This is a genomic window from Pseudorhodobacter ferrugineus DSM 5888, from assembly GCF_000420745.1.
GTDB classification, from domain to species: Bacteria; Pseudomonadota; Alphaproteobacteria; order Rhodobacterales; family Rhodobacteraceae; genus Pseudorhodobacter; species Pseudorhodobacter ferrugineus.
This window is the reverse complement of record NZ_ATVN01000020.1, coordinates 44,504-57,795: the sequence shown is the minus strand read 5'-3', so window position 1 is coordinate 57,795 and position 13,292 is coordinate 44,504. Positions and strand designations below refer to the sequence as shown.

General features: G+C 59.5%; 13 protein-coding genes, 1 tRNA gene and 3 pseudogenes. 14 read left to right on the top strand and 3 right to left on the bottom strand.

All coding sequences use genetic code 11. The annotated features are described in order from the left end of the window. The coding region (locus G560_RS0115670; RefSeq protein WP_028914170.1) for a helix-turn-helix domain-containing protein at nucleotides 1-244 on the bottom strand (244 nt) is incomplete at its 3' end. A gap of 116 nt (nucleotides 245-360) precedes the next feature. On the opposite strand from G560_RS0115670, the pseudogene G560_RS19500 reads away from it, so the two are divergent. From G560_RS19500 to G560_RS21100, 10 genes and pseudogenes are all read left to right on the top strand, one after another. Further along, nucleotides 361-1,155: pseudogene (locus G560_RS19500) on the top strand (ester cyclase); the annotation flags it as partial. Further along, complete coding sequence (locus G560_RS0115660) at nucleotides 1,152-1,916, top strand: SDR family NAD(P)-dependent oxidoreductase (protein WP_022705244.1); 765 nt, start codon at nucleotides 1,152-1,154, stop codon at nucleotides 1,914-1,916. The pseudogene G560_RS19500 and the gene G560_RS0115660, both read left to right, overlap by 4 nt. Continuing rightward, on the top strand, nucleotides 1,916-2,929 hold the full coding sequence (locus tag G560_RS0115655; RefSeq protein WP_022705243.1) for a LacI family DNA-binding transcriptional regulator: 1,014 nt from the start codon (nucleotides 1,916-1,918) through the stop codon (nucleotides 2,927-2,929). The genes G560_RS0115660 and G560_RS0115655 overlap by 1 nt, the downstream gene beginning before the upstream one ends. A gap of 2 nt (nucleotides 2,930-2,931) precedes the next feature. After that, on the top strand, nucleotides 2,932-3,945 hold the full coding sequence (locus G560_RS0115650) for a nuclear transport factor 2 family protein (RefSeq protein WP_022705242.1): 1,014 nt from the start codon (nucleotides 2,932-2,934) through the stop codon (nucleotides 3,943-3,945). Beyond that, the gene (locus G560_RS0115645; protein WP_022705241.1) at nucleotides 3,942-4,910 is read left to right on the top strand and encodes a nuclear transport factor 2 family protein; all 969 of its coding nucleotides are present in this window, start codon (nucleotides 3,942-3,944) and stop codon (nucleotides 4,908-4,910) included. The genes G560_RS0115650 and G560_RS0115645 overlap by 4 nt, the downstream gene beginning before the upstream one ends. 75 nt (nucleotides 4,911-4,985) lie before the next feature. Continuing rightward, nucleotides 4,986-5,951, top strand: a complete 966-nt coding sequence (locus G560_RS0115640; RefSeq protein ID WP_022705240.1) for a cupin domain-containing protein — start codon at nucleotides 4,986-4,988, stop codon at nucleotides 5,949-5,951. A gap of 93 nt (nucleotides 5,952-6,044) precedes the next feature. Further along, nucleotides 6,045-7,172 (top strand): cobalamin-independent methionine synthase II family protein, encoded by a 1,128-nt coding sequence (locus G560_RS0115635; RefSeq protein ID WP_022705239.1) that lies wholly within the window; start codon nucleotides 6,045-6,047, stop codon nucleotides 7,170-7,172. Further along, the gene (locus tag G560_RS0115630) at nucleotides 7,169-7,858 is read left to right on the top strand and encodes an alpha/beta fold hydrolase (RefSeq protein WP_028914169.1); all 690 of its coding nucleotides are present in this window, start codon (nucleotides 7,169-7,171) and stop codon (nucleotides 7,856-7,858) included. The genes G560_RS0115635 and G560_RS0115630 overlap by 4 nt, the downstream gene beginning before the upstream one ends. Then, nucleotides 7,858-8,550 carry an RraA family protein gene (locus G560_RS0115625; RefSeq protein WP_022705237.1) on the top strand — a complete coding sequence of 231 codons (693 nt, stop codon included), beginning with the start codon at nucleotides 7,858-7,860 and terminating at the stop codon, nucleotides 8,548-8,550. Before G560_RS0115630 ends, G560_RS0115625 begins: the two co-directional genes overlap by 1 nt. 127 nt (nucleotides 8,551-8,677) lie before the next feature. After that, nucleotides 8,678-9,172: pseudogene (locus tag G560_RS21100) on the top strand (IS3 family transposase); the annotation flags it as partial. Between the two features lie 206 nt (nucleotides 9,173-9,378). Here G560_RS21100 and G560_RS21725 read toward each other — a convergent pair. Both G560_RS21725 and G560_RS0115615 read right to left on the bottom strand, forming a co-directional pair. Beyond that, nucleotides 9,379-9,555, bottom strand: a pseudogene (locus G560_RS21725) (DUF6538 domain-containing protein); the annotation flags it as partial. 82 nt (nucleotides 9,556-9,637) lie between these two features. Further along, nucleotides 9,638-9,712, bottom strand: a tRNA-Thr gene (locus G560_RS0115615). Nucleotides 9,713-9,823: 111 nt separating this feature from the next. Between G560_RS0115615 and G560_RS19495 the strand changes: the two genes are divergently transcribed. The 4 genes from G560_RS19495 to hisD all read left to right on the top strand — a co-directional run bounded on the left by G560_RS19495 (nucleotide 9,824) and on the right by hisD (nucleotide 13,287). Further along, complete coding sequence (locus tag G560_RS19495) at nucleotides 9,824-10,015, top strand: hypothetical protein (RefSeq protein ID WP_022705235.1); 192 nt, start codon at nucleotides 9,824-9,826, stop codon at nucleotides 10,013-10,015. Further along, nucleotides 10,016-11,284: a UDP-N-acetylglucosamine 1-carboxyvinyltransferase gene (gene murA / locus G560_RS0115605; RefSeq protein WP_022705234.1), complete on the top strand. Its 1,269-nt coding sequence runs from the start codon at nucleotides 10,016-10,018 to the stop codon at nucleotides 11,282-11,284. Then, nucleotides 11,281-11,754: a DUF2948 family protein gene (locus G560_RS0115600; RefSeq protein WP_022705233.1), complete on the top strand. Its 474-nt coding sequence runs from the start codon at nucleotides 11,281-11,283 to the stop codon at nucleotides 11,752-11,754. Before murA ends, G560_RS0115600 begins: the two co-directional genes overlap by 4 nt. Before the next feature lie 231 nt (nucleotides 11,755-11,985). Further along, nucleotides 11,986-13,287, top strand: a complete 1,302-nt coding sequence (hisD, locus tag G560_RS0115590; RefSeq protein ID WP_022705232.1) for a histidinol dehydrogenase — start codon at nucleotides 11,986-11,988, stop codon at nucleotides 13,285-13,287. The last annotated feature ends 5 nt before the right edge of the window (nucleotides 13,288-13,292 follow it).

Below are 13,292 nucleotides of genomic sequence, written 5' to 3'. Positions count from 1 at the left end.
TCAGCTTCGCAGTCCGGCGCTCTTTGCGTGATTTGCGCTGATCCGAAACAAGCCATGCTGTCAGCTGAGTGACATACGGATCCAGCTTGCTCGGACGATCCGGCGTCTGAAACGCTGGCTCAACAATCCCCTCCCGCAAATACTTCTTGATCGTGTTGCGCGAGATGCCCGTGCGCCGCGCGATCTCGCGAATGGGCATCTTCTCTCGCAGCGCCCATCCCCGGATAACTTTTAAAAAACTCATGTCTATCACTCCAAGTGCCCCCAGCTGATTCAAGCTGAGGCAAGGTTGCACATGGGTCAGTTCTCAGTGACAATTTTTGCTGTTGCCGGGTCAGTTCTCAGTGACAATCAACAACCACGCCCGAAGGGCAGGATTGGATCGGCACCTGCGGCAATTTCATGGGCACCTTCACCGCCCCTTGGCTGTCCATTCCGCCTACGGGCCACCTTACCCATATGCGCTACCACGAATTTTTCCGCATCAAAGACGGCAAAATCGTCGAAATGCAGGCGATCTGGGACATCCCCGAGGTGATGATGCAAGCAGGCGTCTGGCCGATGGTCCCGCAGCTTGGCAAATACCTCTGCACCCCTGCGCCCATGACTCAGGACGGCCTAACCGCCGATGGTGACGGCGCAGCCACGATGCAGCACGTCCTTGATATGCTGACAGCCCTGTGTCGCCACCCCAAAGAACCGCCCGACGCGATGGACCTTCCCCGCTTTTGGCACCCGCGCTTTAACTGGTACGGCCCCGCAGGCATTGGCACGGCACGCGGTATTTCCGGCTTTCGCCATTGGCACCAAATTCCCTTCCTTCAGGCCATGCCCGACCGTGGCCTTGACCCCGAAGGGCTGCACAGCCATTGGATCGCCCAAGGCGACTACACCTGTGAAACCGGTTGGCCCAATATGCGCCTGACGATTACCCAAGACGGTTGGATGGGCATCCCGCCCACAGGCCAACAAATCACCCTGCGCTCGCTCGATTTCTGGCGCATGGAAGGGGGCCTGATCCGCGAAAACTGGGTGCTGGTCGACCTTTTGGATATGTACGCCCAACTTGGCGTCGATGTCTTTGCGCGCTTGCAGATGTTCAACAAGGCCCGCAATCTGGGCCCCGTGAACATCAGCTCAGGATTGCCCGCATGACCCTTCCCCGCACGCCCTCTTTCCGCCTAACCGGCAAACGCGCCCTTGTCACAGGTGCGTCGTCGGGTATCGGCGAAGGCTGCGCCGTGGCACTGGCCGAGGCGGGGGCCGAAGTGTGGCTGGCCGCGCGGGGGCTTGATAAACTCCATGCGCTTCAGGCCGAAATGGCCGCCGAAGGCTGGGTCACGCATGTGCTGGCAATGGATGTCGCCGATGTTGCCACCACGGACTCCCAGATCGCCGAACATGGTCCCTTTGACATTCTGGTCAATTCCGCAGGCCTCGCCCGCCACTCCCCCGCCGTCGATACCACGCTGGAAGATTACAACCAAGTCACCGACCTGAACGTGCGCGGCGCCTATTTCCTGACCCGCGCGGTGGCGCGCGGCCTGCTGGCGGCCCAAAAACCCGGCAGCCTGATCAATATCTCCAGCCAGATGGCCCATGTCGGCGGCATAGATCGCGGCGTCTATTGCGCCACCAAACACGCGGTTGAAGGGTTCACCAAATCCATGGCGATCGAATGGGGCTCCGCCCGCATTCGCGTCAACACCATCTGCCCCACCTTCATCCGCACGCCATTGGCCGAACAAACCTTGGCCATCCCCGAACGCCGCAAATGGATCGAGGAAAAAATCAAACTGGGCCGCGTGGGGGAAGTCACCGACATTATGGGCGGTGTCATTTATCTCGCGTCTGACGCCTCCGCATTGGTGACAGGCTCCAGCCTGCTCATCGACGGAGGTTGGACGGCAGACTGATGGGTGAGACAAAGATCACCAGTCAAGACGTGGCCCGCCTTGCAGGCGTAAGCCAATCAGCGGTCAGCCGCGTCTTTACCCCCGGCGCATCGGCCAGCAAGGCAACCATCGCCAAGGTCCGCGCCGCCGCCGAACAATTGGGCTATCGCCCCAACCCTTTGGCCCGTGCGATGATTACGGGCAAAAGCCGGATCATCGGCTTGGTCGTGGCCTATCTGGATAATCAATTCTACCCGTTGGCGCTGGAACGTCTGTCCAACGCGCTACAGGCCAAAGGCTACCACATTTTGGTCTTTACCGCCTCGAATTCCCAAGACGGGATTGAACGGGTAGTGCATGATCTTATGGATTATCAGGTGGATGGCATCATCACGGCCTCGGTCGCGATGTCGTCAAACCTGACCGAACGCTGTGCCGCGGCGGGCATTCCTGTGGTCATGTTCAACCGTGGCCAGCCGGGGGCAGGGCTGTCTTCGGTCACCTCGGCCAATGTCGAAGGCGGGCGCAAGGTGGCCGCGTTTTTGCTGGCAGGTGGTCACAGCCGCATCGCCCATATCGCAGGCTGGCAAGGGTCGAGCACCGGACGCGATCGCCAACGCGGCTTTGTCGAAGGACTGGCCGAAGGCGGGGCCGCCCCACATGCCCTTGTTGATGGCATGTTTGACCGCATCATCGCAGCACAAGCCGCGAAAGACATGATCGACAGCCCCACCCCTCCCGATGCGATTTTTGTCGGCAACGACCACATGGCCTTTGCCGTGATTGATCAGCTCCGTTCCAGCGGTCTGCGCGTGGGCACGGACGTGTCGATCATCGGCTATGATGATGTGCCATTGGCGGCATGGGGCGCTTATGATCTTACAACCGTCCGCCAACCGCTGAACCGCATGGTCGATGCGACCGTTGACACGCTGCTGGCGCAAATAAACGACCCCACCCGCGCCCCGCAAAAGATTGAAATCGATGGCCCGCTGATCCTGCGTTCCTCAGCCCGCTTACCGAAAGGACATTAGGCATGAAAGGCTTTGACCCGAAATGGCGTGACGTGCCACATTATATCAACGGCATTACACATGCGATTTGGGAACAGCGCCAAATCGGCAGCCTGCGAACCCTTTACGCACCCGGCTTGATCGTGCGCTCCCCTGCTTCGGTGGTGGTCGATAATTCCAACGTCATCGCCGCCACTATGGCCACGCTGGCCGAATTCCCCGATCGCGAACTGCTGGGCGAGGATGTGATTTGGTGTGACGACCCAGCGGGTGCGACTGCCACGTCCGATGCCTTTTTGTCCTCGCACCGCTTGATTTGTACTATGACCCATAGTTACGCAGGCGCATACGGCGCCGCGACAGGGGCGAACCTGCGCTACCGCATTCTGGCCGATTGCGCGATCCGCGATGGGGCAGTGTATGACGAATGGCTGGTGCGTGACCAATCGTCGATTGTGCGGCAAATGGGATATGACCCCAAAGATTGGACCCGCGACCAAATTGCGCGCGAGGGTGGCGCAGAAAATTGCGTGAAACCGATGACCCCCGCCAATGATGTGGCAGGGCCATACTCGCGCCAAGGCAATACAGATCAATGGGGGCAGCGCTATGCCGACACTCTGACGCGAATCATGGCCGCCGAAATGGACGTGATCCCACAGGCCTATGACCGTGCTGCAAACCTGCACTATCCCGGTGGGCAGGACGCTCTGGGTTGGCACGGTGCCGATCGGTTCTGGATGGGTCTGCGCGCGGCGTTTCCAACCGCCAGCTTCAAAATCGACCATGTAATTGGCCGAGAGGATCCTTTGCTACCACCCCGCGCGGCGCTTCGCTGGTCGCTGCATGGTACGCATTCTGGCTGGGGTCGCTTTGGCAGGCCCACAGGGGCGCAGATCTATATCATGGGCATTTGCCACGCCGAATACGGCCCCTACGGCCAAACCGGTAAGGCCGCCATCCGGCGCGAATACGCGCTGATCGACGAAACCGCGATCTGGAAACAGATTCTATTGGCCACAGGTGACCACCCATGAAGGGCTTTTCCAATCAGTTCCGCAACCTTCCCGACTATATACTGAAAATCACGCAAGAGATTTGGGAAGATCGCGGCCTTGCCACCCTCCACCACTATTATGCCCCCGATATCCCGATGCGTTTTCCATCCGGCCTTGCGCGCGGCAATCAAGGCGTGATCGACGGCACGCTTGCGACCCTCGCCGAATTCCCCGACCGTCAATTGCTGGGTGAAGATGTGATTTGGTCGGGTGATGCCGACACGGGCTTTCTGTCGTCACACCGCATCGTCACCACGGGCACACATACCGGGCATGGCGCATTTGGCCCCCCCACGGGCAAACGCTTTACCATCCGTGCGATGGCCGATTGCGCAGCGATAAACGACCAGATCAACGATGAATGGTTGGTGCGCGATGTCGGCGGAATTGCCCGCCAATTGGGCTTTGATCCGTCCGATTACGCCCGCCTGCAAATCTTGGGTGAGGGTGGCCCGGACAAAGCCATCCGCCCGTTCCACCCCAGCCACGACGTGCAAGGCCCCTACACAGGCCGTGGCAATGAAAATGAATGGGGCCAGCGGCTTGCCGATATCCTGACCCGCATCATGGACAAGGATTTCACCGTCATTCGCGCGGAATACGACCGCGCCGTGCGCACCGAACATTGGGGCACCCAAGGCGGTTGGTCGTGGGCGTTCCCAGAGACCCAGTGGATGCGCCTGCGGTCTTCCTTTCCCGCGGCAACGTTTGAGGTTCACCATCAAATCGGCCGCAACGATCCCGGCACCCCAAACCGCGCCGCCGTGCGCTGGTCACTGACCGGCAAGCATTCCGGCAACGGCTATTTCGGCGCGCCCACGGGGGCCGAAGTCCATGTGATGGGCATCACCCATGCCGAGTGGGGCGAGTGGGGCCTGCGCCGCGAATTCACCCTGATTGATGAGGTGGCAATCTGGAAACAGATCCATCTGCATGCTGGATAACGCACCCCCTAACGCGCGCCGGAATTGAGTATTTTTTGCAAAGATGAAGCCCAAAGTGGCTTAAGGAGACAGAAGATGACGCTGCAAGACATGGAATCCCGCATTGTTCGCTACGGCGATCTGCACCCTTGCAAAACCGCCTTTATTGATGCCCACACTCCGGGCAGCAACCAAAAGGAAAACTTCACCATCATCGGCGGCGGCGTGTCGGAAAGCCCCGATCAGCACGTGCATATCGCCATCCCGCACGGCTTCAACATCGGGGCCGCTGGCCAACCGCCAAAATGCCGCAACAGCTTGCACTCCCACCGCACCGCCGAGGTGTTCTTTGCCCTCAAAGGCCGCTGGCGGTTTTTCTGGGGCCGTCACGGCAACGCAGGCGAGGTGGTGCTGGAAGAAGGCGATATCATCAACATCCCCACCGGCATTTTCCGTGGCTTTGAAAACATCGGCACCGATTACGGGATGATCATGGCCGTTCTGGGCGGCGATGATGCCGGCGGTGGCGTGATCTGGGCACCGCAGGTCATTCAGGATGCGGCGGGCCACGGGCTTGTTCTTGGCCAAAACGGCAAGCTTTATGACACCAAAAAGGGCCAGACCTTGCCCGAAGGCGTGGCCCCCATGCCGCTGCTGACCGAAGACGAACTCAAGGCCTATCCCGAACCCACCACACATGATGTCGTGCCCCATTACGTCGCCCGTTATTGGGATCTTTACGCGATGGCCGACCGCAAACCCGCCATTGTGATCGGCGAAAACGGCAAGCTGCGTGACAAACCGGGGTTTGAGGTCAGCTTCGTCACCCGCGCCTCCGCCAGCGAGGACATGCACAGCCATCCTCACCCATCTGTCCTGATGCCGATGCGCGGCCATTGGCGGGTGACGTGGGCGGACGGCTCTGCCACCCTTGCGCCGGGCGACACAATGTCGGTGCCCGCCAACTTGGCCCACACCGCCGTGCCGTCTATGACTGGCGAGGCGTCGATGTACCACGTCGTCGCCACGTCCGATCCCGCTGGCCCCACTTGGAAAGGCTGATCGCCGCCCAAACCTGAAAGCAACCCGTATGTACAGATGTAATACGGATAACATACGGGTTGCATACACCGTTTTTGACAAGGATTTCTGACCATGACCGCCATTTTGACAACCCATGTCGGCTCTCTTCCCCGCACGCAGGAAGTGGTGGATTTCATCTTTGCCCGTGAACGCAACACGCCGTTTGCGCCAGTCGATTTTGATGCGGCGATGACCCGCGCCGTGTCGGAAACCGTTAAAAAACAAGTGGATGCAGGGGTGGATATCGTCTCGGACGGGGAAACATCCAAGATTAGCTACGCCACCTATGTCAAAGACCGCTACACCGGCTTTGATGGCGATAGCCCGCGCAATGCGCCCGCCGACCTGAAACTGTTCCCCAAGTTCTTGGAAAGATTGGCAAATGATGGCGGCACCCCCAAATATGCGCGCCCCATGTGCGTGGGTGAGGTGCGGTCAAAAGGCCAAGGCGAGCTGGAAAAAGACATCGCGAACCTAAAGGCCGCGATGGCCCAACACGGCGCCAAACGCGGCTTTATGAACGCCGCCAGCCCGGGTGTTATCTCGTTGTTTTTGCAGAATTCCTTTTATAAAAGCCGTGAGGCCTATCTGGCAGCCCTCGCCGATGCGATGAAGGCGGAATATGAAACCATCGTCGCATCCGGCCTTGATTTGCAGCTCGATTGCCCCGATCTCGCCCTGTCGCGTCATATGTTGTTTACCGATCTCAGCGATGCTGAGTTTGTCAAAGTCGCGAACAGCCATGTGGAGGCGCTGAATCACGCTTTATCCGGCATTCCCGCCGAAAAGGTCCGTATTCACATTTGCTGGGGTAATTATGAAGGCCCGCATGTCTGCGATATTCCGATGTCGAAAATGTTCGACACGCTGATGTCGGTGGATGCGCAGTATTTGTTGTTCGAAACCTCGAACCCGCGTCACGGGCATGAATGGGCCGTGTTCCGCGATCGGGCAGCCGATATTCCCGATGGTAAAGTGCTGTTTCCGGGCGTGGTCGATACGACGACGAATTTCGTCGAACACCCCGAACTTGTGGCGCAACGTCTTGAAAGATTTACGAATATTGTCGGCCAAGACCGTGTGATCGCAGGGTCTGACTGCGGCTTTGGCACCTTCGCTGGCTTTGGCTCGGTCGACCCCGATGTCGCCTATGCCAAGCTGTCCGCCTTGGCCGAAGGGGCGGCGCTCGCGTCAAAATGACCCCGCTTGTCCTCCTTCCCGGCATGATGTGCGACGGGCGTCTTTTTGGCCCGCAAATCGCAGCATTCGGAGCACGGCCCTTGCATCTGGCCCCCCTGACGGGGGCCGATACGGTGCAGGCTTTAGCGGCCCAAATCTTGGCGGATGCCCCCCCGCGTTTTGCCCTTGCGGGCCTGTCGATGGGCGGGATCGTGGCAATGGAAATCATGGCCCAAGCCCCTGATCGCGTTACACATTTGGCGCTGCTCGATACCAATTCACGCGCTGAACTGCCCGAGGTTCAGGCCCGCCGCGCGCCTCAAATAGCATCGGTTCACGCGGGTGGGCTCGACGCGGTGATGCGCGATGAGATGAAGCCGAATTACCTGACCGACGGCCCCAACCGCGCGGCCATTCTGGACCTGTGCATGGACATGGCCCTTGCCCTTGGCCCACAGGTATTTGTTAACCAATCGCTTGCCCTGCGCGACCGTCCCGACCAGCAAGAAACCCTTGCCCGGGTCACCGTTCCCACCCTTATCCTCTGCGGCCGCCAAGACATACTTTGCCCCGTTGAACGGCATGAACGCATGCACGAACTCATCCCCCAATCCACCCTGCATGTCGTTGAAAACGCAGGGCATTTGCCCACCCTTGAACAACCCGATGAAACCACAGCGGCCCTGCGCCGATGGCTGGAGGCCTAATGGATACTCAACTGCTAAACCTGCTTCGCAGCGTCGACACCCCTACCGTTTGCAATGCAATAGAGGTGGCCCAAGGCAAGCGCGGCTTTAACGCTTTTACCCGCGGCACGATGCAGGCCAGCGACCCGAAAGGCGTAATGGTTGGCTATGCCGTCACCGCCCAGATCGCCGCTCTTGCTCCGCCAACCGAGGATGCCGCAACCATCCGCACTCGCCGTATGGCCTATTACAAAGCGATGGCTGAGGCCCCTAAGCCCTCGGTTGCAGTGGTCGAAGATCTTGATGGCCCCAATGCCATCGGCGCTTTTTGGGGTGAGGTAAACACGACCATCCACAAAGGGTTTGGCATGTCGGGCGCGCTGACCAACGGGGTGATGCGCGACCTTGGTGACATGGCACCGGATTTCCCTGTCGTCGCGGGCAGCATCGGTCCCAGCCACGGATTTGTGCATGTTCGCAGCGTGAACCAGCCCATCCGCATCATGGGTATGGATGTGCGGACTGGCGATCTGATCCACGCCGACCGCCACGGCGCAGTTGTGATTCCGCCTGATGTGATTGGCCAACTTGCAGCTGCCATTGCGAAAATGCAAAGCACCGAGCGCCTTGTCCTTAATCCCGCCCGCGCGCCGGGCTTTGACTTTGCCGCATTTGAGGCGGCTTGGGCCGCGTTTGAGGCTGCGCGGGTGTAATTGCCAAGAGCCCCTGCGGTGCGGGGGCATGTGTCTCGCCCTTGTGCGTGGCAGGTCTGACCGCTGGGCCTGATGTGAATAGTCCCTTGTTTGCCGGAGACCTTCAACCTGACTAAGGATGAGGGCTATGGAAAAGAGTAAGATATCAAATCGTTATTCACCTGAGGTGCGGGCGCGCGCCGTCCGCATGGTGCTGGAGCATCAATGCTCCTATGAAACGCAGTCTGCGGCAGTCGCTGCGATTGGCCCCGCTGCCCGGCAGCGTATGTTTACATGCGCGAGAGGGGAAGATCATCGCGTGGTCCATGGAGTCGAGTCGATCTGCAGGGTGCTGCTGATTGCCCCATCCACTTACTACGCCTGCCTCGTTGTGCGCGCCGATCCGTCTAAGGCCTCGGCACGCCAGCAGCGGGATACGGTGTTGCGGCTCAAAATCCGATGCGTCTGGGATGCCAACTGGGAGGTTTACGGTGCCCGTAAAGCCTGGCGACAGCTGTGCCGTGAAGGTGAAGCCGTGGCGCGCTGCATCGTTGCTCGCCTCATGAAAGGTATGGGTTTACGCGGAATCGTTCGAGGAAAGGCCATGAAAACAACGATCGGGGCCTCTAGCCCTGCGGCAAGAAGAAGCGCGTCGGCTTCCTTGCCTTGCCATTTTTCAAGAGCAATCGGGTCTGCGCCGTTTGCGGTTTGAAGCTTCAAGACGGAATCCCATATACCGACTTCACCGGGTTCCTCGTTCAACATAGTATCGAGTTGTCTGCGGTACTCGCCAACAAGTGCCATGATTTGCTTGTGGGGCAGTGCGCTGGGCGTGGCGCGTAGAGACTGCCAGACTTTGGCTTGCTTCAAGACGGCCTCGGCATTGCGAATGATTGCTTCGCTCTCGACCTTCGTCGCTAGCGTCCAGCTGACTTCCGCTTTTCCGAACTTTTGGCGGAGGTCTGCAGGTGTTTTCTGCCGGAAATAGAAGACTCCTGTTTTGGGGTGTTTGTAAGGTCGGGGCATTTGTAAAACCATAGTGGTGTAGAACCGAGTCCAATCCAAACCACTGATAGCGCGTGTCTTTTTGATATAGAAGGAAAAAATATGGTGCTGTGAGAGAGGATTGAACTCTCGACCTCACCCTTACCAAGGGTGTGCTCTACCACTGAGCTACCACAGCATCTGGCGCGAACCTTAGGTATTGGGTTGGCGTGGCGGCTGATTAGTCGGAAAAAACAGATGGTGCAAGGGTAATCTGGACCCTTTTTGCTTTGCGTTGTAAGGAGGGGCCATGAATAGCGAAAAACCGAACATTGGCGGTACCGGTACGACTGGCGAAAAGCGCCAAAAAACCGGTGCCGAATTGCGGGAAGCGCGCCAGAAGGCAGCGCTCAAGGCCAATATGGCGCGGCGCAAAATGCAGGCAAAGGCCCGGATGGGCCAAGGCACAAACACAGACAACGACAAAAGTCAGGGGCAGTAAATGGATTCGATTCTGGTACGCGGCGGTGGTGAGTTGAACGGGGTGATCCCGATCGCGGGGGCAAAGAACGCGTGTCTGACGCTGATGCCCGCAACATTGCTGACAGAAGAGCCGCTGACGCTGACCAACGCGCCGCGCTTGTCCGATATTCGCACGATGACCGAGCTTTTGGGGTCATTGGGGGCTGAAGTGGCCAGCCTTCAGGGTGGTCAGGTCTTGGCGATGAGCAGCCATAACATCCACAATCACACCGCCGATTATGACATCGTGCGCAAAATGCGGGCGTCGATTTTGGTGCTGGGGCCGATGCTGGCGCGTGATGGCCATGCGATTGTGTCGCTGCCGGGTGGCTGTGCGATTGGCGCGCGGCCTGTCGATTTGCACCTGCAAGCGCTGGAGGCACTGGGCGCCGAGCTGGAGCTGCGGGACGGTTATGTCCATGCCAAGGCGATGGGCGGGCGGCTGCGCGGCGGGGTCATTGATTTCCCGCTGGTGTCGGTTGGGGCGACTGAAAATGCGCTGTTGGCTGCGACTTTGGCCAAGGGCACAACCGTGATCAAGAATGCCGCGCGCGAGCCGGAGATTGTGGACCTTGCCCAATGCCTGCGCCGCATGGGCGCGCAGATTGACGGCGAGGGCACCAGCACAATTACCATTCAAGGCGTGGACAGATTGAACGGTGCCACGCACCCCGTTGTCACCGACCGGATCGAACTTGGCACCTATATGCTGGCCCCTGCGATTTGTGGTGGCGAAGTGGAATGTTTGGGCGGGCGCATCGACCTTGTTGGCGCGTTTTGCGAAAAACTGGACGCGGCTGGCGTGTCGGTGGAAGAAACCGAGCGCGGCTTGAAGGTAAAGCGCAAGAACGGTCGCGTGAACGCTGTGGATGTAACGACCGAGCCTTTCCCGGGCTTTCCCACCGATTTGCAGGCGCAGATGATGGCGCTGCTGTGTACCGCCAATGGCAAAAGCGTTTTGGAAGAAAAGATCTTTGAAAACCGCTTTATGCATGCGCCCGAATTGATCCGCATGGGCGCCAAGATTGATGTACACGGCGGTCATGCCACGGTGACGGGCGTGGACAAGCTGAAAGGCGCACGGGTTATGGCGACCGATTTGCGTGCCTCCGTTAGCCTGATTTTGGCGGCAATGGCGGCCGAAGGCGAAACCGTGGTCAGCCGCGTCTATCACCTTGATCGCGGCTATGAGCGGGTTGAGGAAAAGCTGGGCGCGTGTGGCGCGCATATCGAACGTATCGCGACATGAGCGATGCAAAGTTTGAAGAGGGATCGGACGCGCCACTAGCGCTATTTGCCACGGATGCCGAAGATCTGGGCATCCTGTCCGCGCTGGTGCAAGACGCGGTGTTGGTGGCGTCGGATATGCGCTATGTCGCCAAGCGGCGCGAATTTGCCCTGCTTTTGAACCGTTTCCGTTGGGAAGACGGTGCCGCCGCCGAACGCGCAGGGCGCGCCTATGAGCGCGTGCGCTGCTTGCTGGTGTTCAATGATGTGCTGAGTGTGAAGTCACAAGGTGTGCATCAGCATGAGGCGGATACGGTGTTGTCCTTGTTGTCTGTAGCCTTTGAGCCGCGCGAGGATGGCATGGGGCGTGTGGTTCTGACCTTGGCCGGAGACGGTGAGGTCGCGTTGGAGGTTGAAAGCCTGAACGTCACGGCGCGCGATGTGACAAGGCCGTACCTCGCGCCATCACGTAAGATGCCCGAGCATCGGTAAGGGGGCGGGGGCGTAGCCCCCCTGCGCCTTGAGGCGCATTCACCCCCCTTGGCGATGGGTCTGTTGAGACGCGTTAGGTATTTGAGCCAAGATGAATGTGGGCGATGAGCGTTTTGCGGGCTGGTTCGGATGTTTCTGTGATTGGGTGCGGGCTTGAGGTGGCAGGCGTGGCGCGCTAAGTCGGTACCGAACGCCGACCGGAAACCACCCACACCATCGAAAGGGCACGTCATGCCTTTCTTTTTGTCTACCACTGATATGGATTTTGAAACGCGATTTGCCGCCCTTTTGGGGGCCAAGCGCGAAGACAGTGTGGACGTGGATGATGTCGTTGCAGGCATCATCGCCGATGTGCGGGCGCGGGGCGATGGGGCTGTGTTGGAGCTGACAGAGCGCTTTGACCGCTTGGCGTTAACGGCCGAAACCATGCGCTTTACCGCTGCCGAGATTGACGCGGAATGCGCCAAGGTTTCCCCCGAAGATCGTGCCGCCCTTGAACTGGCAGCGGAGCGTATCCGCGCCTATCACGACCGCCAGAAACCCGAAGACGCCATGTGGGAAGACGCTACCGGCGCGCGTTTGGGCTGGCGTTGGACGCCGGTTTCGGCGGCGGGATTGTATGTGCCGGGCGGGCTGGCGAGCTATCCGTCGTCTGTTTTGATGAACGCCATTCCTGCGCAGGTGGCGGGCGTGGAACGCCTTGTCATTTGCTGCCCCACGCCGGACGGGGTGGTGAACCCGTTGGTTTTGCTTGCGGCCCAAATTTCCGGCGTGGATGAGATTTACCGCATTGGCGGCGCGCAGGCGATTGCGGCGCTCGCGTATGGCACAAAAACCATTGCGCCGGTCGATAAAATCACCGGCCCCGGCAATGCCTTTGTGGCGGCAGCCAAGCGGCGGGTGTTTGGGCGTGTGGGTATTGATATGATCGCTGGGCCATCAGAGATTTTGGTAATCGCCGACCGCGATAATGACCCTGACTGGATCGCGCTGGACCTGTTGTCGCAGGCCGAACATGATGAAAGCGCGCAGAGCATTTTGATCACGGATGATGCGGCTTTTGCCGCGGCTGTGACGCAAGCCGTTGAAAAACGTCTTGAAACGCTGGAACGCCGCGCGATTGCGGGGGCCAGTTGGCGCGACAATGGCGTCGTAATCGTGACCCGCGATCTGGCCGAAGCTGCTACCCTGTCAAACCGCATGGCACCCGAACATCTGGAGCTGTGCGTGGCCGATCCCGAAGGCCTGTCGCAGCAAATCACCCATGCGGGGGCGATATTCTTGGGCCAATACACCCCCGAGGCGATTGGCGATTATGTCGGCGGTCCCAACCACGTGTTGCCCACGGCGCGCTCGGCCCGGTTTTCCAGCGGGCTTTCGGTGCTTGATTTCATGAAACGCACCACGCTGGCGCAAATGACGCCTGCCGCCTTGCGCGCGATTGGCCCCGCTGCCGTGCGGCTGGCAAAGTCCGAGAGCCTGCAAGCGCATGGCCTATCGGTGCAGGCACGGCTGGATCGGTTGAACGATTAACCCTA